The organism is Rickettsia australis str. Phillips, from assembly GCF_000273745.1.
GTDB classification, from domain to species: domain Bacteria; phylum Pseudomonadota; class Alphaproteobacteria; order Rickettsiales; family Rickettsiaceae; genus Rickettsia; species Rickettsia australis.
The window spans coordinates 16,741-36,696 of the sequence record NZ_AKVZ01000034.1 but is presented as its reverse complement, the minus strand read 5'-3'; the positions used below and the strand labels follow the sequence as shown (position 1 = coordinate 36,696).

The window sequence follows — 19,956 nt, the reverse complement described above, 5'->3', positions numbered from 1 at the left end:
GATTTTTTAGCATGGATCCCTGCTTTCGCAGGGATGACATCCAGTAAAACTCGCCTTAAGTTGACACACATGTGTTTTCGCGGGAATGACATCGAGAAGCAGATATATAACAAAAGCTAAAATAACTAAATAATGGTCAGTAAAGCAGTTCAATTTATAAAATCAGGTAAAGTAGTAGTATTCCCAACCGAAACAGTTTATGGAATCGGAGCGGATGCTACTAATAATGAAGCTTGTTTAAAGATTTTTCAGTTGAAAAAGCGTCCTGCTAGTAATCCTCTTATTGTTCATGTCTTCTCCATAGAGCAAGCAAAAGAAATAGGCGAGTTTAATGATTTAGCTATAAAAATAGCAGAAAAATTTTGGTCTGGACCATTATCTATAGTTGTCCCTTTAAAAGAGAATGCCAATATTGCCCCTAGTGTAGCTGCAGGACTAAATACCATAGCACTTCGGATACCGTCTTATCCTGTAGCATTAGAGCTTATCAAACAATCAGGCGTACCTATAGCCGCCCCAAGTGCTAACCCTTCAAACTATATTAGTCCGACTAACGCTGAGCATGTCACAAAACATTTTAAAGATAATCAGGAAATTTTTATTTTAGCACCTGAAATCTATCAATCTGAATATGGGATAGAGTCAACGATAATTGATACTACAACCGCTACTCCTACTATTCTTAGAGAAGGATTTATAACTGCTGAAATTTTAGAAGAAGTACTTAGGGTAAAAGTTTTAAAAGCCTCAGAAACAAGTGCTATAAAAGCTCCCGGCATGCTTGCAAAACACTATTCACCAAAAGTACCGGTTAGGCTAAATGCTATAAATTTAGAGGATAACGAAATCAGCTTAAATTTCGGCAATAGCAATCTTACGGGAAGATTTTCATTAAATCTCAGTACCAAGGGCGATCTTATAGAAGCTGCTGCAAATCTTTATGCGTATTTAAGAATTCTTGATGATTATGCTGCAGCTCATGATGTAAGCGGTATAACAGTTGCTCCTATACCTCAAGTAAATATTGGTGCTGCAATTAATGATCGCCTAAAACGTGCCGCAAAATCATAAATTTTGGCGTTCTATTCTCCTTAATAGATTTTTGATGATATTTGGTCATTACATAATTATCATGTGAGGTTAGATAATCATTGTTATTCATAATTTCAAAATTACCGTTCTGTTTTATTAGTTCAATGGCTGCATAAAAATAATTTTCGATATCAGAAGCAAATACTAAATTACCGTTATCTTTTAGCTTATCTTGTAAAACCTTAAGACGCTCTTTATTGAAAATACGTTTCTTTTTTTGCTTATTTTTTATCCATGGATCGGGAAATAAAATATAAATTCCATCTAAACTATTATTTGGTAAATCGTTTAATATTAAGTCCAAATTATTCGGAAATAATAAAAAATTCTTGATATTCTGCTCAGCAGCAAGTTTTAAAACATTTGCAACTCCGTTTAAATATATCTCTACCCCAATAAAAAGTGTATCAGGATTCATTTTAGCTTGGTTAATGAAATGCTCACCCATACCAAAACCTATCTCAAGAAATACTTTACGCTTTTCGCTTTCAAGTTTTTCTTTGGAAAATAAATATTTCGGTAGTTCGTTATCTAATAAATTCTGTTATACTCCTGATAAGCTTTTGCCGATTCGCCTTGCGTATGACCGATTGAGAGTAATAGGCGATATTTCTATTACTCTATTATGCGACTGCAAATCTTTATAAATATTGTCGATATTATAGCAGTAATTCAAAAAGATTTTGCTAACTTTTTCTGCTTGGTTAAACCCTGTCTCTAATATAATCTTACCGTTTGGTTTTAAGAATGGTTTGGCATTTTTAGCAATTATACGATAAGCTTGCAAGCCGTCCTCTTCAGCAAATAATGCAAAATGCGGTTCGTGGTTCAGTGTCTCAAGTGCCATCTCTGATTTTTCGGTGTGTGATATATATGGTGGGTTGCTAACTATAACATCAAATTTTTGCTTTCCTAAATTTTTAAACCAATCACTGTGAATAATCTGAATGCGATCCGTTACATGATGTTTGATGGCATTACTTTTAGCAACTTCTATTGCTTCAAGGCTTATATCGGTTGCAATTACATTAGCATTCGGTAACTCACATAATAGACTGATAGCAATGCAGCCGCTACCTGTACCGAGTTCTAGTATGCTGTCATTCCATGGCTTGACCACGGAATCCAGTTTCTTTTTTTCTGGCTTCCCGCTTTCATGGGAGTGACATTGAGGGCTATGGGAATAACGCCGCAACACAACATCCACCAAAATTTCAGTATCACTTCTAGGAATTAACACATGTTTATTGACAATAAATTCACGTGAGTAGAATTCTTTAACGCCTGTAATATATGTTATAGGTTCATGCTTTAATCTTCTCTCTAACAATTTTTCAAAAGCTTCTATCTCAGCTTCACTTAACTGTTCATAAAGATTAATAAGCAAATACTCAATAGGTTTATTTATAACATGCTGAAGTAAAATTCGTGCTTCTAATTGTGGCGGATTGATACCTATTTTATTTAATTTATCTGATGCTTTACTCAAGGCTTGTTTTATAGAATATTGCACGGAATAGGTCCAACTCCTATAATTTCTAATATTGCTTTAATATTGTTTTCATAATTAGGGGGCTACAAGTAGCTAAAGGTCCTAAAATTAAGCGTTTATTATCTATATACGTATTTGGTCTATTGAAAGATCTGAATCTCTTTCTAAATTTATTATGAGCTTTAATACGAATTCGTAAAGGGAAAGCATCATCTATTAAATTAGTTGTTAGAGGGATGATTAAAGTAGACGGGTGATTTGCGTCCAATAGTACTTGATCTTGGATAATCAATACAGGTCTTGTTTTACCAAGCTCACTACCGACTCTAGGATTTAAATCGGCAAGCCAAATTTCTCCGAGGTTAATCTTCAGGATCATGCTCTATTATTTGAAAATTCGGAATTTATTTTCATGCTTTCTTTTCTTGTACGCATACTAATTGCAAATAATTGTTCTTTCCTTTCTTGCTCATATAGGCTTTTATTCATAGTTTCAATAGATCTTCTAATATACTGACTACGTGAAATATGAAGTTTTTTAGCCCTTTTAGCTACTTCCTTGGCTAAATCATCGGGTAATCTTACAGTAAGTGCAGACATAACTCTTAAGTATTACAAGTTATAAACACATAGTGTAATTATAATTGTAATACAATTTATGTCAAGTGCTCATTTTGGCATTGCTAAGTAAAGAATGATAGTAATTAATTTTTATTAACAAGAAGTAGTAATGAGTTCTCAATCATATCAAGAGCTTTACTATATCGTTTAGTTTTCCTATTAAAGCAAGCAAAATAGTGTCTGATTAAAGAATTTTTGGACTCTACCACAGCAGTTCCCGCTTTAGTTACAACGTGTTGTAAAGCCAACTTACATTTGACGTACACATCATACGCATCAGTGCATAATATATTAATGTTATACAATTTCTATATACGGAGTAGCCATACCTAAATAACAATAAAAATCTCTAGTTTCACTTACTTCGATATCAAGAATTTTATTCCGGTTTCTGTCAACAGCACGCCAGACATAGGCTCGATTTTTCTTTTTTTATAATACGTAAATAATTCGTCTATTTCTAATATTTCAATATCCTCTAATTTCTCCGGTATATTTACATTTCTTAGTTCTTTGCGTATTAATTCTACAAAATGACGAATCCAGTATATTATCAATGTGCTCGACACTTCTTCTAATCTTTCTATTGATCTTATTCCGATGCCTTCAAGATACATCTTTATTACTTTTATTCTTTTTTCTAATCCATATTTTATACGTTTATCTCCTATACGATATGTCCCTTTACAGCTTTTACACTTGTATCTTTGTACTCCTTTTGACGTCCTACCGTTCTTTACTAAACTCTTATTACCGCACCATTTACAATATTCCATTAGCTTTTCTTTTTCTTAATAGAATATCTTCTTGTTATCTCTTATCAATCTTTATTTTACAATACCTTCATTTTCTACCTAGATTTTTCATCTCTAAAATATCTTCTACACTACCCAAAGGAGTTTGTTTTCTTAAGCCCGGTAAATTTGTGCAATACATCGGTGGCTATAATAGCTTCCATATCCCTTGGCAGCTCACAAGAAAATTCCATAATCTTATTACTAGTCGGATGGGTAAAGCTTAAATACCAAGAATGCAGGGCTTGGCGTTTAAAATCGATTAATTTTGCTTTTAGTTCAGGAGCAGAATGAGCAATTTTTCGGTTGTTATTGCCGTAAGTTTGATCGCCGACCACCGAATGCTTTAAATGGCTTAGCTGCACTCTGATTTGATGAGTTCTACCGGTACTAAGTCTGCATTCCACCATACTAATAGTACCGCCGTAAAACAGCTCTAAAGTCTTGTAATGCGTAACAGCTTCTTTACCGCCATATTTTAATATGGTCATTTTTTGACGGTCTACTCGGCTACGACCTATATTATTCTTAATGACTCCTTCTAGCGGGTTAATTACTCCCCAAACTAACGCTTTATATTTCCGTATTACCTGCCTTTGCTCTATCTGATTTGCAAGCAACATATGTGCTTTATTATTTTTAGCAACTACCATTAAGCCCGTAGTATCCTTATCCAAACGATGCACTATCCCAGGTCTTGCTGCTGAACCTATATCCGATAGATTCTTCGTATGATAAAGTAATGCATTAACAAGCGTATCGTCATGATGTCCTGCCCCTGGGTGTACTGTCATACCTGCAGCTTTGTTAATTACTATCAAATCATCATCTTCATAAATTATATCAAGTGCTATATTTGCTGCTGCAATTTTTAGCTCTTCAGGTTCTTTAAAAGAAAATAGTATAACATCATTCTCCTTGACCAAAACATCAGGATCAGAAATAATTACATCATTAACTAGTACTTGCGAATTTTTAATAGCTTTTTGGATTTGGTTTCTAGAAATATTTTCAAGAAGTTGTGACAAAGCTTTATCGAGCCTTATGTTATTTAGTGCGTTTGGTACATTATATGTTAACATATTTTATTTTAAGATAATGAGTAATACGCTTAAATGGTTAAGTGCAATCGGTGTTGAATATTACTGCTCTGAGCACCCACCAAAATTAAAGGTATGTAATAATACTGAACTAACTGAAAAGTCACAAGTAAAACTTATGTCTACAAAAAAAACTGTATTCAATACGAATGGAAATCTTTCAAGCGTATGTGAGGTTGATGGGTTAGGATCGATGTCTAAATTACCTCTAGAAGTAGGGTTTTGGAAGATTTCTAATGATAAAGTTCATGATAATATAACCCTAGCAAGATCTCTTGCCGATAAAGCTAATAATATCGAAGAACTAAAAGAATCTCTACTAAATTTTAATGGTTGTGAACTTAAGAAATTTGCTACTAATACGGTTTTCGGTGATGGTAATTTGGAAGCTAAAATTATGTTAATAGGCGAAGCTCCTGGCAGTACTGAGGATTTGAAAGGAATACCTTTTTGCGGCGAAAGTGGCAATTTGCTTGATAATATGCTAAATGCTATCGGAATTTCACGAAAAAATAACGCTTATATTACTAATACGGTATTTTGGCGGCCTCCCGCTAATAGACAGCCAACGCTCGAAGAAGTCGATATTTGTAAACCGTTTGTTGAGAAACATATTGCTCTTATTAGCCCAAAGCTAATTATTCTAGTCGGTAGCACGGCTGCAACTAGCTTACTCGGAAAAAATTCAGGCATTACTAAAATTAGACAAGAATATTATTTTTATACCAATAAATATCTATCCGCTCCTATTCAAACTACGGCAATCTTCCACCCTGCCTATTTACTTCGCCAACCTATGCAAAAACGCACCTCTTGGTATGATTTACTCAAGATTAAGGAGTATTTAGTGAATACGGGTTTGCTCGTTAACTAAAAAATTTAAGAAAAACTTTAAGCCTAAATCTTCTTGAAATAACATATAATGTTATGCTAATATCAATTATTGTTATTCTAAAGAGAATATTATGAATATTTCTTTAACTCCTGAACTTGAAAAATATGTAAATAGCCAGGTCGAAAGAGGCTTTTACCATTCTTCAAGTGAAGTTATAAGAGCAGCTGATAACGTACTAAAATGCTTGGAACAAGCTTTTGATAAATTAGCTAATAATCCTAACATGGGAAGTAAACGTGAAGATTTAACAAATAAACCCTTACGCTTTTGGATTGTATATAATTGTTATATTATTTATGCTCCTAATACCAGCCATTTACAAATTTTACGTATTATAAAGTTTGTATCGCAATATAGAAAATTTTTTAAATCCTTATAAATAATAATTCATTTCTAATTTCATTAAATTAGGGTTATATTTACTGATGTATAAAAATAAGGTATATCCATTATGACCAATGAAAATGATAATGATTCAGAATTTGCCGAATTAAAAATCAGAGGAAAAATATTTAAATTACCTATACTTAAAGCAAGTATAGGTGAGGATGTAATCGACATAAGCAGGGTATCTGCGGAGGCCGATTGTTTTACTTATGACCCGGGTTTTATGTCTACTGCTTCTTGTCAGTCTACTATCACTTATATAGACGGTGATAAAGGAATCTTGCGGCATCGAGGATATAATATTAAAGATTTAGCCGAGAAGAGCGATTTTTTAGAAGTGGCATATTTGCTAATCTATGGAGAATTACCAAGCATCGAGCAGTATAATAATTTCACTACACAGGTTGCTCATCATTCATTAGTGAATGAAAGATTACACTATTTATTTCAAGCCTTTTGTAGCTCTTCTCATCCTATGGCTATTATGCTTGCGGCCGTTGGTTCTCTGTCGGCATTTTACCCTGATTTACTGAATTTTAAAGAAGCAGACTATGAACTTACCGCTATTAGAATGATTGCTAAGATCCCAACTATCGCCGCAATGTCTTATAAATATTCTATAGGACAACCGTTTATTTATCCTGATAATTCGTTAGATTTTACTGAAAATTTTCTGCATATGATGTTTGCAACGCCTTGTACAAAATATAAAGTAAATCCAATAATAAAAAATGCTCTTAATAAGATATTTATCCTACATGCAGACCATGAGCAGAATGCTTCTACTTCAACAGTCCGAATCGCCGGCTCATCTGGAGCTAATGCTTTTGCGTGTATTAGCACGGGTATTGCCTCACTTTGGGGACCTGCTCACGGCGGGGCTAATGAAGCGGTAATAAACATGCTTAAAGAAATCGGTAGTTCTGAGAATATACCTAAATTTATAGCTAAAGCTAAGGATAAAAATGATCCGTTTAGGTTAATGGGTTTCGGTCATCGTGTATATAAAAACTATGACCCACGTGCCGCAGTACTTAAAGAAACGTGCAAAGCAGTATTAAAGGAACTCGGGCAGCTAGAAAACAATCCGCTCTTACAAATAGCAATAGAACTTGAAGCTATCGCTCTTAAAGATGAATATTTTATTGAGAGAAAATTATATCCAAATGTTGATTTTTATTCAGGTATTATCTATAAAGCGATGGGTATACCGTCGCAAATGTTCACGGTACTTTTTGCAATAGCAAGAACCGTAGGCTGGATGGCACAATGGAAAGAAATGCACGAAGACCCTGAACAAAAAATCAGCAGACCTAGACAGCTTTACACCGGTTATGTACATAGAGAGTATACGGGTATCGGGGAGAGGTAAACATTATCGTGAGCGGGTATTGTTGTGTGGACACCAAATCGTCATTGCGAGGAGCCATAGGCGACGTGGCAATCTAGAAAATAATTAAAAAAATTCTGTAAATCAGAATTTTTTACTGGATTGCTTCGTCAAAACTTACAGTTTTTCCTCGCAATGACAGAAAACCAGGTCCACGCACTCCTTTGCAATGACGTTGAAAATATAAATCATATGAATTTTATTGATGAAGTTAAAATATATATAAAAGGCGGGAACGGCGGTAATGGTTGCGTTAGTTTCCATCGTGAGAAATTTGTTGACAGAGGCGGACCAGACGGTGGGGACGGTGGACGTGGTGGTAGTGTTATATTTAGGAGTAATCACCATCTTAATACGCTAGTAAATTATCGATATAAACAGCATTTTACCGCAGAAAACGGCGAAAATGGTCAAGGTTCAAATAGAAGCGGCAAATCAGGAAAATCATTAGTTCTTGATGTTCCAATCGGTACTCAAATCTTTTCCGAGGACGGCAGTATATTATTGCATGACTTCACTGAAGATGACCAAAGCTTTGAAATAATTAAAGGAGGAAGCGGCGGTCTTGGTAACAGCCATTTCAAAACGTCGGTTAATCAAGCTCCGAGAAAGCGTACGGAAGGGGAAATTGCCGAAGAAATGTGGATTCATTTAAGCTTAAAGCTTCTCTCTGATGTTGGGCTTGTGGGTCTTCCAAATGCCGGTAAATCTACTTTTTTATCGGTTGTAACGGCAGCCAAGCCTAAAATTGCCGATTATCCCTTTACTACTTTAGTGCCGAATCTTGGAGTGGTGTATGTTAATGACGAAGAGTTTGTAATAGCTGATATTCCAGGTTTGATCGAAGGAGCTCATCAAGGACACGGACTTGGCGATAAATTCTTAAAACATATAGAAAGATGTAATGTATTAATACATTTAATAGACGGCTCTAGTAATGATGTAGTGGTAGATTATAATACGGTACGTCTTGAACTTGGATCATATTCCGATTATCTAGAAAATAAAATCGAAATCATATGTCTTAATAAATGTGATGTTCTTACCGATGAGGAAATACAAGAAAAAATAAATAAGTTACAACAAGCTACTAATAAAGAAGTTTTTTCTATCTCTACATACACTAATCTAGGGGTCAATAAGATAGTTAAACTAGCTTTAAAGACTATAAAAAATCAGGAGTAATATATTGCTGGAGCTAAGAAAGACGGGTATTGCCAGCGTGGATACCAATGTCATTCCTGCAAAAGCAGGAATCCAAAAAAGTATAAATACAGCAAATTTTTAAAATTAAAAGCTCGATTTATCTCGCTTTATGCTGGATTCCCTACCTACGTGGGAGTGATATCAAGTAGTTTTGTGGCCCACGCAAGTGCTACGAACTGCTTGCAATGACAATTAATAAACTTTAAATCAAAGTAATACGTTGTTCTTCTGCCTCTAGATATTTCTCTAGCTCTTCCTTAGTATATTTCTTTTCTTTAAGCTTTATTTCGTTATTAAATATATATTGTACAGCTTTATCTTCTAAGGCAGGACCTTTAAGTCCTTCAATTGCTCTAGGATTATTTTTATAAAAATCAAATATCATATTTTCTTGCCCAGGAAAATTACGTGCTTGTTGCATAATAACTTTTCTTAAATCATCAGGCTCTAATTGCAAATTTTTAGATTTTGCGTATTCAGCAAGTAACAAACCTATTCGCACACGGCGTAGGGCTAATTTATTATAATATTCTGTTATTTCTTTAGGGGATTTATCTTTTAATAATGATTCATCTTGGTTATTTTTATCGGTTTCGGACTTTAGAATATTTTTTTCTTGCTCTAATAAAGATTCTGGTACGTCAAAATCTAACAATTTCTCTAACTTATCAAATAAGTTCATTTTCATTATAGTATTAATAGCTTCTTCCGATTCGTTTTCTATTTGTTTAGCAAAATGTGTACGCAATTCTTCAAGGCTATTACTTTGGAATTTTTTAGCAAACTCCTCATCAATAACGGTAGGTTCTGCAGTATGTACTGCTTTAATTTGTACTGCAAAACGAGCATCTTTACCTGCTAAATCTTTAGAATGGTAATTTTCAGGAAAAGTAACATTAACATCTACTTCACTACCTGTTTTAGAACCTATTAATTGTTTCTCAAAACTTGGAATAAGTGCATTACTACCTATTACTACCTTTAAATCATTTAACTTACCACCTTCAAAAGCTTCGTCCTTGATGTACCCGATTGCATCAATAGTAACCTGATCTCCATCTTTTATTTTTGCTTTACTTTCTTTAGTATAGCTTTTTGTTAATGCGGCAAGTTTTTCTAGTTGTTCTTCAACATCTTTAGCACTTACTTCTAATTTTGGACGATCTAGTGAGATTTTTTTTAAATCCGGAATAGTAATTTTAGGTAATAGCTCTATTTTTACGGTAAACTCTAAAGCTTTATCGGGTTCGTTTTGCAATGCTTCAATTTTGGGTCTACCGATTATATTTAGATTATGTTTTTTAATAACATGATTTACCGAATGGTTAATTCTTCTTTCTATTATATCATTCCTGACGGAAGTACCGTATTTTTTCTTAACAATTGAAACCGGTACTTTACCGGCTCTAAAACCTGCTATTTTAACTTTTTTGGTTAAATTAAGTAATTCTTTTTGAATATCGTCATCTATCTCACTTAAAGGAGTAGAGATTCTTGCATGAAAATCCAATCCTTCGTTTTTTAATACGGTAATTCCCATTTTAATAATCCATTAATTCTGTCCATAGTCTGCTAATCAAAATAAACTAATGCACCGAAATATGCAATAGTTTTTGTAAAATCCCATTAGAATTAGGAATTGTTAACTGTGAGTTGCGCAAAACTCACCTTTGCTGGCATATAGTCGTCTATTTTTGTAATCACTAACTATTTAGCGTTAGCACTTAACAGCAATTGAGTAATTGCTGTAGCAGTCAGGCCTTGCTTCTTATAATTTTCGAGGGCTTTAATAAATTTGGATGTATCAAATATCGGATTGATATTATTAATATAACAATATCTAGTTCGGATTCCCTTTTTTATTATCTTAATGTTCGGTTCTTTTGGTATGGTTGTACGTAATAACGTTTTTATTTCCTTTTTATACAAAAGTATAGCTATTTCTTTTTGTCAATCATCTTGTTAACACTCATCAATAGCTTATCGTTACTTGTTTGCACTTTTCGTATTGCCTATTGAGAATATTTTGCAGCTATCCATACGGCTATTTGGGAAGCAGTAAATTCTTTTCCGGTATTAATCTTAAGAAACTTAGTAGTTGCGGATTTAAGATTAAATATCTCATAGCATCTATTATCATGATGAACTATGTTATCAATATTGTTAACATAATAATATCTAAACCAGCGTCCTTTTTTGGTTATTTTAATTTTTGGTTCTATTTTCGGTATAGTGGTACACAATAGCCTATTTAATTCATTTCTATAAATCATGATAATAATTTGTCTCTTGCTTACTTTGCTTTTAGCACTAAGTAATCGTTTATCATTGCTTGCTTCCTCTTTTTTCTTTGCTTCTTCAGGATAATTATCAACTAGCCAAGTTGCTATTTCCATAGCAGTAAACCCTTTACTTGGATGTGTTTTGAGGAGTTTAATAATTGCAGTTTTGCGGTCAAAAAAAAAGATATATTAGGTAATTATATTATTTTTTAGACATTGCTAAATTAAAGATAGATATTATCATAAGCTAAACAATTAAAAGTATTGTTATATGGATATTATATCATTCCCGCCTACGTGGGAAGGTGTTGTTGTGTGGAGGGCCAAATCATCATTGCGCTGAGAAAGCAACATGGCAATCCAGAAAATAATTAAAAAAATTCGATAAATCAGAATTTTTTTCTTCCTTGTTTTGTCAATTACTTCGTAATTTCCCTCACAATGACTTTATGCAATAAGGTTCAAACGTACCTCTTCGTTTAGTTCTTTTGTAGAAGATAATTCTATATCAAGTTCGGCAAAAATATGCACTAAGGCTATGGATAAATCATTGATCATTTTATCGGTATGGGCAGGGGTTGGGATGATTCGGAGGCGTTCCGTACCTCTCGGTACGGTTGGAAAATTGATATGTTGAACGTAAATACCGTATTCATTAAGGAGCATATTTGAGGCTCGTGCCGCTTTAATCGGATTACCAATAATTATTGGCACTATATGACTTTCATTTTTCAAATAAGGTATATTAAAATTTTCAAAAGAGTTTTTAAGTTTTGTAACTACTTCTTGATGTGTTATTCGTTCTTCATTTGATTCTTTAAGATGTCTAATACTATGCGTTGCAGCGGTAGAGATTACAGGCGGTAATGAAGTAGTAAAAATAAATCCTGGAGCGGTTAGTCTTATAGCATCGACTAAATTATGGTTGCTAGTGATATAACCGCCGATAGTGCCGTATGCTTTGGCAAGCGTTCCTTGAATAATATCGATTTGATCGCTACAATTAAGAAGCTCGGCCATACCGCCGCCTTGTTTACCGTACAAACCGACCGTATGGACTTCATCGATAAAGGTTAAAGCATTATATTTTTTGGCTAAGTTGATTATATCTTTGATAGGTGAGAAGAAACCGTCCATAGAGTAAGCCGATTCAAAAGCAATAATTTTCGGTCTATTAATATCGATTGATTGTAAAAGCTCTTCTAGATGTTTAACGTCTAAATGTCTATATATGTATTTCTCGGCTCTTGAACTTGCAATTCCTGCAATTATTGATGCATGATTTAGCTCATCGGAGAAAAATACTATATCCGGCATGATTTTAGCAAGACTTGCAAGAGTTGTATCATTTGCAACAAAACCGGATGTAAAAACTAAAGCTGCTTGCTTTTTGTGTAAATCTGCAAGCTCTTTTTCAAGCTCAAGAATGGCAATATTATTGCCGCCGATATTGCGAGTTCCGCCTGATCCAACACCGTATTTTAGCAAGGTTTCTATAGAAGCTTGCATTACTTTTTCATGTTTACTCATACCTAAATAGTCATTAATGCACCACATAACTATTTGTTTATTAGCATGTTCTGCAAAAGGAAAATTATCGGCTTGTCTTTTTAAGGCTTTAAATTCTCGATACCTTCCTTCACTCTTAATTTTGTCTATATGTTTGCTAAATATAGTATCGTAATAAGACATTAGTACTATTATTTGTTTGAAGTTTTTGATGTGAATCGTAAAACGTACTATGTCATCCCGTGGCTTGACCATGGGATCCATAAAAACAATAAAAAATACTAGTATTTCTACTGGATCCCGCGATCAAGTCGTGGGATGACAACGGATTGCAACCATTCTACATTAAAATTAAAAAAGTTTAAAGTTATAATATAGCTTTTTGTACAATATCGTTTAATCTCTTTGAAAATGCACCTGTATCGGCAACTGGTTCACCCTCTAAAATACAGGCTTGATCAAATATTAGATTAACCAATTCTCCATTATTTTTATCATTTGCTTTTAAGTCGTTAAAGATTTTTTCTATGATTTTATTTTTAGGATTGAGCTCTAAATTTTTAGCGGATGCAGCCGCTATTTGTTTCTGTTCAATCAAAAATCTCTCCATACGAATATCCATAGCAGAGTCGCTAACGGCAAGACAAGCAGGGCTTGAAGTAAGTTTTTTAGAGATCTTAACTTCTTTTACTAACTCCCCAAGTGTTTCTTTAAAATAATCTGTTAGCAATTTATATTCATCATCGGATTTTTTACTATGTGTATTTTTATCTTCAGATTGTGAAGTAGTGTGCTCTACATCGATATCGCTTCTTGTCGCTGACTTAATAGCATGTCCTTTATACTCGCTATTAACATTTACCCAAAAATCATCCACTGTATCGGTAAAAAGTAATACATCGATATTTTTACTTAATAACCCTTCAATTTGTGGACTTGAAAGTAATTTATCGGGGTTATCACCGCTTAAATAATATATAGTATTCTGTTCCTCTTTAAATCCTGCTATATATTCGTCAAGGCTAATCATTTTATTATGTAAGGCACTTCTGAATATGCATACCTCTAATAATTTTTCATGGTTGGTAGTAGCTTCACATAAACCCTCTTTTAAAGCACCACCGAAATTAGCCCAAAATTTATTATATTCTTCAGATGATTCCTCTTTCTTTTTTCTAAGCTCACCAAGCACTCTTTTTGTAATAGCATTTTTGATTTTCTCAAGTACACTATTATGCTGCAATGACTCACGGCTAATATTTAACGGTAAATCTTCTGAATCAACCACGCCTCGTAAAAATCTTAAATATGACGGAATTAAATCAATATTCTCATCAGAAATAAATACTCTTTTGATATATAATTTGACTCGCCTTTTACGATCAGGGTGAAATAAGTCAAATGTTTTACTTGAAGGAATGAAAAGCAGGTTAGTAAATTCTATAGCTCCTTCGTTTTTATTATGCATAATTATCCAAGGGTCATCAACGGCATAAGATAGGCTTTTGTAGAATTCTTTATATTGTTCTTCCGTAATTTCTGATTTCGGTCTTGTCCATAATGCAGAAGCTGAATTAAGCTGGATTTCATTATTACCGGCTTCATCAAAGAAATATATCGGTACTGCTATGTGATCGGAATAGCTTTTAACGATGTGTTTTAACCTGAAATGATCAAGGAATGTATCTTCTTCTTTTTTGATATGTAAAACAATTTCCGTGCCTCTTGTGAATTCTTGATCTGAATCTGAAACAATATACTCGCCAAGCCCGTCTGACTCCCAAACATGGACTTTATCTTCGCCTGCTTTTCTTGAGGTTACAGTCACTTTATCGGCTACCATAAAGCTTGAATAAAATCCAACACCAAATTGACCAATTAGCATATTATCCTTTTTAGAATCACCGGAGAGGCTTTTAAGAAAATTTGCCGTACCCGATCTTGCAATAGTACCCAAATTCTCAATTAAATCCTCTTGATTCATGCCGATACCGTTATCACGGATAATAATCTGCCCGTTATCTTTATCGACTTTGACCGTAATTTTAAAATTACTATCGCTAGCTACTAATTCGCTATTACTTTGAGATAAATAACGTAATTTATCGCAAGCATCCGAAGCATTAGAAATTAACTCTCTCATAAAAATCTCTTTATTACTATAAAGAGAGTGAATCATTAAATTTAAAATCTTGCCGACTTCGGCATCAAACTTTTTCTTTTTTTGTGTCATAATTATTCCAGTTAATGAATTATTTTTTCGTCATATGACTGCCGATGTCATTCCCGTGTAGGCAGCCATTTTATTAATTATAAAATTCTATAAATAAGATATTTTAAATGTTCTTTTTGGATTTCCGCCTACGCGGGAATGACATCGGCAGTCTAGCAACAACTGTACCTTATTTAATATAGGAATTAATAATCAAATTTAAATAGTCTTCATTAATATTTTTTATCAATATCGTTTTTACGCTATGAGTATGACCTTTAATAATTTCGATATTACTACGTGATAATTTCCATTCTTTTGCTAAATAATTTATAATTTCTTCATTAGCTTTACCTTGTTCCGGTGTTGCTTTTATAGATAATTTTAGATATGGAATATTATTGATAATTACAAAATTACTAATTAGATTTTGTTTAGAATTAGGTTTTACTTTAAGATTAAGTAAAACCTGATGTAAAAAAGAGTTATAATTATAGAATTTATCCATGAATATTTTTTATCATATTTGCTTATTATTTTTAATAAAAAAAGAATACTTGAAAAACTTTGCTTAAACTGATATAAAGTTTACCATAAATGTTAGCACCCTTAGCTCAGCTGGATAGAGCAACAGATTTCTAATCTGTGGGTCAGAGGTTCGAATCCTTTAGGGTGCGCCATTCTTCATTTTTAGGTATTTCTACAAAAATATCAAACCGCAAATGCAGCATAAAATCAAACTTTTTACCGTTTAATGAAAGGTGCGATAAAACTAATGTTTATTAATTGTCTTTCACTAAATCTCTAAACTGAGCAGCTTTTCTCTTTCTTCTAAATAGTAAATTTACTACCACACAAAAAGAAATATTAATAATTTGATTAAGCAACAAGCCGCCTTAATCTCATTCATTTTTAACTGCGGGGCTGTTTTGTTCCAAGCATCAACATTGCAACAAAAGTTAAACCGAGGCGAATACTTGAACGCCGCCAATGAACTACCAAGATGGGTGCATGCTAAAGGCGGTGTTAAGCTGCAAGGCTTAGTAAAACGCCGTAACTTAGAGCGGTCATTGTTCTTAAGTGAAGCATGTACAGCCTCAATTGCTAATGAGATTGTTGTTACTTAAATGTAGAAACTAATTATTTAAAATAATTAACTAATATATTAAATTATCAATTGTAATTATTACCATTTATTAAAATTTTCTATTATTTCCTCTAATCCTCTATATTCATATATCTCTTAAATCAATTACAATTTATTTATTCATACTTCTAGTTAAATTTCTATTGCTTTTTTTAAGTTCTTTATTATGATTCTGTCTATAAGTGCATTTTTTAATAAAAAATTAAGATTTATAGAATTTAATAAGGATATAGTTATGTTTAAAGGGCAATTTCAACCTTCATATAAAAAACTAATAGAGATAATAAAGGCAGAAAATAAAACAGAAGCACAGAATTTAATTGCCAAAATGGATATTGCTGAATTAAGTAAAGCTACTAGTGTAAAGGAGACACAGCATTAATCCTTAGCTATATGGAACGTCTTAGATAAGGTAAGTGAGTTACTAATACCTAGAATGACCAGTCAAGCTATTCAGCATATTAATAATAAATGTGAGACAGTATTGTTTAGTTGTAAAAAATAATTTTAAAAAAATATATGACTTATTTATTTTAAGAATACACGAACTAAATAATCAATTCAATAAAACAAATATATATAAGAACGAAGACGAGCCACAAGCAAAAATACTTATCACTTCCATAAATAAGGAGTTTATTGAAATCGTAAATAACTTTTTCACAATTCTATTTCTATTAATATTTATTGTCAAACAATCAGCGATGAATTAGCAGAGCTAATAGCTGATAATACTTTTGCACCTGCTGCCAGTTAATAATAAAATGCAAAAAATATTTATCAATTAAGCAGACATAACTGGAGAAGGGGCAAAAGATTTTGTTGGATAATTTCCACTTTCTTTCTCCAGTTTTTCAAAATGAAATATACCAAATCCAAATCCAATACTTGTCGGAATCATAATAATTAATACTCCCCAGTTTCCAAAGGTTTTTATTAAATGAGGAAAACCAAAAGAGCTAATAACATACATACAAGCAGCTGATAAAGCATATGTAAATGTTATAGAAGTAAAGCGTTTAAAGATTGGAAAATATCTAAAACAATTTGGTACAGCTGGCATAACATTAAGGGCAAAAGCCATGATAAGTGATTGAATAATGAATATTTGATTTGGATTAGAAGCTTTATTTAATAAATATGGACATAGTAATATTGTAATAGTAAAAATACCTAATAATGCTTTTAGAATTTTTAAAGGATATATCTTATAACTTAATGCTGCTACTATTATTATGCTTATAAGTTCTATTATAGATAATTTGAAATTTTGTTTTATAACTTGTTCAGGAGTACAGTTAAATTTGGTTACAAGAATATCACCGCAATAAATATATGCAAAATAAAAACATACAGGCCATGCACAATCCATTATAAATAGAGCTATTGCTGTCTTTTTATTAATTGTTTCTTTCCAAATAGGATTATTTTCTAATACTTTTATATCCCTATTAGCTTTTTCAAAAGTTTTAAGTAATTTAAGCTTTGCATTAGCAAATTCAGGAGTTTCTCGTAATGCAGTTCTTGCTAATGTTCCTACAACGGCAATAATTGCACCGATACCAAATGCATAACGCCAATTAAAGCCATAAGAAGTAACAATAGTAGCAACCCCTAAAGCTGCGCAAGTTCCTACAGTAGCGAAAACCGTAGCTAAGGCTACAATAGGATATTGTATTGGAGGTTTAGTAAACTCAGTTAAATAAACTTCTGTTCCTATTACCTCTCCCATTGAGGACATACCTTGAACAATTCTAGATAATATTATTATAATAGAAGCTGTTATACCAATTTCATTGTAAGTAGGAAGTAATGCCATGACTATGCATGAAGTAGCCATCATCATAGTTGTTATAACTACTGTAGTTTTTCGTCCATATGTATCGCCTAAATATCCGAAAACGAGAGCTCCGAGCGGTCTCAAGATAAAAGTAGCACATAAAGCTGCTATAGAGTAAAGCGAAATAGCATAAGCATCGGCTTTTGGAAAAAAAAGCTCATTAAGAAGTACCGACATATGGACATAAAGCATAAGATCAAAATATTCCAATAAGGTTCCTACAGATAACAACCATACAGCTTGTTTCTGTTCTTTTGTCAAACTTCTTTGTTCTTTTTCGTAGCCTAGCATAATTCTTGTATAAAAAATTAAATTGTAAAAAGAATGATACTGTGGTGTATAAAAGTCAATAAATGATTTTGTCTTATATGTTTAAATAGATTAATAATATTTCTTAATGCTTAATTACAAATCAGAGGAATATCTAATATATTAGACCAAACTTTATCCCAACCTTTTGCATGAGAAATATTAGGAAAAGTTTGTTTTTTTACACATGGTGAGTTACTTGTTTTTACGTAACGCTCTGCTATGAAAGGTGGGACTCTTTTGTCATCCATGCCGGATAGATGTAATTGAGGAATATTATTAACCTGTTTTGCATAATTTATCGGGTTTAACGATTTAACTAAGTAACCGCGATAATTATGATATTTATCAAACTTTTTAGTATCTAAATTACCGGCAATCGTTATAATATCTTTAACATTACTATTGTGAGCGGCAATTAATATTGTAAGCCCGCCACCACCGGAGAAGCCGACTAAGCTAAATTTTTGTCCGTTATTGATAATATTTATTACATTGTTAATTGAATCTACGACTTCCTGCCCCATTCTTTTATCTAACCAATAATCGCTAATGCATTTTGGATTCATCTCTAAAGGAGTATATTGACAAGGTCGTGCTATATAAACAACATTTGGTCTTTTGTCGATTGTAGCAAGCTTTAAGAGCATCGGATTAACAGGAGTAGGGTTGTCAGAGTTAACGCCACCATCCGCAAGATGCCCATCTCCCTCAATATAGAACACAAAAGGTAGGTAACTAGCGGTAATACGCTGATAAGTCGTAAGAGTAAAATCACCGCCGCTTACTAGCCTCATCTGAAAGTTATTTTGAGTTGCTATATCTTGCGAATACTTTACCCTACTAGCTACATCATGAATGGTAGAACACCCTGAGAGAAATATTGATGTAAGGAATATTATACGAAGAAGTTTTTCCATAATATTTATAGGTAATATTTGGTAGAAGTTACTTATATGTCTTTAATGATATTCCTGCGTGGACACCAAATCGTCATTACGAGCGACCGTAGGGAGCGTGGCAATTTAGAAAAAATAATACAAAAATTCTGATTTACAGAATTTTTTTCTTCCTTGCTTCGTCGAAACTTGCAGTTTCTTCTCGCAATGACGGTAGAAAATAATTAAAACGGTATTTCATCATCTAAGTCGCTATGATCAAAGGAATGATTTTTAGTTTCAGTATGCTTATATTCGCTATGCCCTGAATCTTGAGTATGATTATTAGAGTTTTTACTATCTAATAATATTAATTGTGAATTAAAGTTTTGTAACACAACTTCCGTGGTATATTTTTCTTGACCTGAATTATCATTCCACTTACGGGTTTGTAATGAACCTTCAATATATAATTTACTACCTTTTGTGACATAGCGTTCTATAACAGATACTAATCCTTCACTAAATATCACTACTCTATGCCATTCAGTGCGTTCTTTTCGTTCGCTGGTAATACGATCTTTCCAAGTTTCGGTTGTTGCTAAGGAAAGATTAATGATTTTTTTCCCTTCGCCCGTAGTTCTAATTTCCGGATCACGCCCTACATTACCTATTAATATTACTTTATTTAAACTACCTGCCATAGATTACTACCATTTTAAAATATTATTATTGCAATAATAAAATAAAAGAGCCTATAATACTACAGGTTTTTTTTAAAATATCTCAAAATTTTGTAGTG

General features: G+C 32.9%; 20 protein-coding genes, 1 tRNA gene and 1 pseudogene. 8 read left to right on the top strand and 14 right to left on the bottom strand.

All coding sequences use genetic code 11. The features are described 5' to 3' along the window. Positions 1-132 precede the first annotated feature (132 nt). Positions 133-1,071 carry an L-threonylcarbamoyladenylate synthase gene (locus A452_RS0106480; protein ID WP_014412196.1) on the top strand — a complete coding sequence of 313 codons (939 nt, stop codon included), beginning with the start codon at positions 133-135 and terminating at the stop codon, positions 1,069-1,071. Here the strand turns inward: A452_RS0106480 and trmB are convergent. The 6 genes and pseudogenes from trmB to A452_RS0106455 form a co-directional block, all read right to left on the bottom strand. Continuing rightward, positions 1,037-2,605: pseudogene (trmB, locus tag A452_RS08720) on the bottom strand (bifunctional peptide chain release factor N(5)-glutamine methyltransferase PrmC/tRNA (guanosine(46)-N7)-methyltransferase TrmB). The gene A452_RS0106480 and the pseudogene trmB overlap by 35 nt on opposite strands. 25 nt (positions 2,606-2,630) lie before the next feature. Beyond that, positions 2,631-2,963 (bottom strand): type II toxin-antitoxin system PemK/MazF family toxin, encoded by a 333-nt coding sequence (locus A452_RS0106470; protein WP_014412199.1) that lies wholly within the window; start codon positions 2,961-2,963, stop codon positions 2,631-2,633. Next, positions 2,960-3,184 (bottom strand): ribbon-helix-helix protein, CopG family, encoded by a 225-nt coding sequence (locus tag A452_RS08715; RefSeq protein ID WP_014412200.1) that lies wholly within the window; start codon positions 3,182-3,184, stop codon positions 2,960-2,962. The genes A452_RS0106470 and A452_RS08715 overlap by 4 nt, the downstream gene beginning before the upstream one ends. 104 nt (positions 3,185-3,288) lie before the next feature. Continuing rightward, complete coding sequence (locus tag A452_RS13070) at positions 3,289-3,471, bottom strand: IS1 family transposase (RefSeq protein WP_162828825.1); 183 nt, start codon at positions 3,469-3,471, stop codon at positions 3,289-3,291. A gap of 93 nt (positions 3,472-3,564) precedes the next feature. After that, complete coding sequence (locus A452_RS0106460; protein ID WP_014412201.1) at positions 3,565-3,981, bottom strand: IS1/IS1595 family N-terminal zinc-binding domain-containing protein; 417 nt, start codon at positions 3,979-3,981, stop codon at positions 3,565-3,567. Between the two features lie 110 nt (positions 3,982-4,091). Beyond that, positions 4,092-5,081, bottom strand: coding sequence for an RluA family pseudouridine synthase (locus A452_RS0106455; protein ID WP_014412202.1), 990 nt, complete (start codon positions 5,079-5,081; stop codon positions 4,092-4,094). 16 nt (positions 5,082-5,097) lie between these two features. Here A452_RS0106455 and A452_RS0106450 point away from each other — a divergent pair, with 16 nt between their 5' ends. The 4 genes from A452_RS0106450 (at position 5,098) to obgE (ending at position 8,956) form a co-directional block, all read left to right on the top strand. Then, on the top strand, positions 5,098-5,973 hold the full coding sequence (locus A452_RS0106450) for a uracil-DNA glycosylase (protein WP_014412203.1): 876 nt from the start codon (positions 5,098-5,100) through the stop codon (positions 5,971-5,973). 91 nt (positions 5,974-6,064) lie between these two features. Further along, positions 6,065-6,373 carry a type II toxin-antitoxin system RelE/ParE family toxin gene (locus tag A452_RS0106445; RefSeq protein ID WP_014412204.1) on the top strand — a complete coding sequence of 103 codons (309 nt, stop codon included), beginning with the start codon at positions 6,065-6,067 and terminating at the stop codon, positions 6,371-6,373. Between the two features lie 72 nt (positions 6,374-6,445). Next, positions 6,446-7,753: a citrate synthase gene (locus A452_RS0106440; RefSeq protein ID WP_014412205.1), complete on the top strand. Its 1,308-nt coding sequence runs from the start codon at positions 6,446-6,448 to the stop codon at positions 7,751-7,753. 210 nt (positions 7,754-7,963) lie between these two features. Continuing rightward, positions 7,964-8,956: a GTPase ObgE gene (gene obgE, locus A452_RS0106435; protein WP_014412206.1), complete on the top strand. Its 993-nt coding sequence runs from the start codon at positions 7,964-7,966 to the stop codon at positions 8,954-8,956. Between the two features lie 223 nt (positions 8,957-9,179). Here obgE and tig read toward each other — a convergent pair whose 3' ends face one another. From tig to A452_RS0106405, 5 genes are all read right to left on the bottom strand, one after another. Beyond that, a complete protein-coding gene (gene tig, locus A452_RS0106430; RefSeq protein ID WP_014412207.1) occupies positions 9,180-10,517 on the bottom strand; it encodes a trigger factor in 1,338 nt (445 codons plus the stop codon). A gap of 472 nt (positions 10,518-10,989) precedes the next feature. Then, positions 10,990-11,373 (bottom strand): hypothetical protein, encoded by a 384-nt coding sequence (locus A452_RS09080; protein ID WP_017208678.1) that lies wholly within the window; start codon positions 11,371-11,373, stop codon positions 10,990-10,992. A gap of 333 nt (positions 11,374-11,706) precedes the next feature. After that, positions 11,707-12,951, bottom strand: coding sequence for a 5-aminolevulinate synthase (gene hemA, locus A452_RS0106415; protein ID WP_014412208.1), 1,245 nt, complete (start codon positions 12,949-12,951; stop codon positions 11,707-11,709). A 184-nt stretch (positions 12,952-13,135) separates the two neighbouring features. Further along, positions 13,136-15,001 (bottom strand): molecular chaperone HtpG, encoded by a 1,866-nt coding sequence (htpG, locus tag A452_RS0106410; RefSeq protein ID WP_014412209.1) that lies wholly within the window; start codon positions 14,999-15,001, stop codon positions 13,136-13,138. A gap of 169 nt (positions 15,002-15,170) precedes the next feature. Then, on the bottom strand, positions 15,171-15,488 hold the full coding sequence (locus A452_RS0106405; RefSeq protein WP_014412210.1) for an A1G_07140 family DUF167 domain protein: 318 nt from the start codon (positions 15,486-15,488) through the stop codon (positions 15,171-15,173). A 95-nt stretch (positions 15,489-15,583) separates the two neighbouring features. Between A452_RS0106405 and A452_RS0106400 the strand changes: the two genes are divergently transcribed. From A452_RS0106400 to A452_RS0106390, 3 genes are all read left to right on the top strand, one after another. Next, positions 15,584-15,660: transfer RNA gene (locus A452_RS0106400), tRNA-Arg, on the top strand. A 195-nt stretch (positions 15,661-15,855) separates the two neighbouring features. Then, the gene (locus tag A452_RS0106395; RefSeq protein ID WP_338009662.1) at positions 15,856-16,107 is read left to right on the top strand and encodes a lysozyme; all 252 of its coding nucleotides are present in this window, start codon (positions 15,856-15,858) and stop codon (positions 16,105-16,107) included. Positions 16,108-16,293: 186 nt separating this feature from the next. Further along, a complete protein-coding gene (locus A452_RS0106390; protein WP_014412212.1) occupies positions 16,294-16,509 on the top strand; it encodes a hypothetical protein in 216 nt (71 codons plus the stop codon). A 402-nt stretch (positions 16,510-16,911) separates the two neighbouring features. On the opposite strand, the gene A452_RS0106380 is transcribed toward A452_RS0106390, so the two are convergent. From A452_RS0106380 to A452_RS0106370, 3 genes are all read right to left on the bottom strand, one after another. Continuing rightward, a complete protein-coding gene (locus A452_RS0106380; protein ID WP_014412214.1) occupies positions 16,912-18,258 on the bottom strand; it encodes an MFS transporter in 1,347 nt (448 codons plus the stop codon). Between the two features lie 110 nt (positions 18,259-18,368). Continuing rightward, positions 18,369-19,196, bottom strand: coding sequence for an alpha/beta hydrolase family protein (locus A452_RS0106375; protein ID WP_025999595.1), 828 nt, complete (start codon positions 19,194-19,196; stop codon positions 18,369-18,371). A gap of 203 nt (positions 19,197-19,399) precedes the next feature. Then, positions 19,400-19,858, bottom strand: a complete 459-nt coding sequence (locus A452_RS0106370) for a single-stranded DNA-binding protein (protein ID WP_014412216.1) — start codon at positions 19,856-19,858, stop codon at positions 19,400-19,402. Positions 19,859-19,956: the final 98 nt, after the last annotated feature.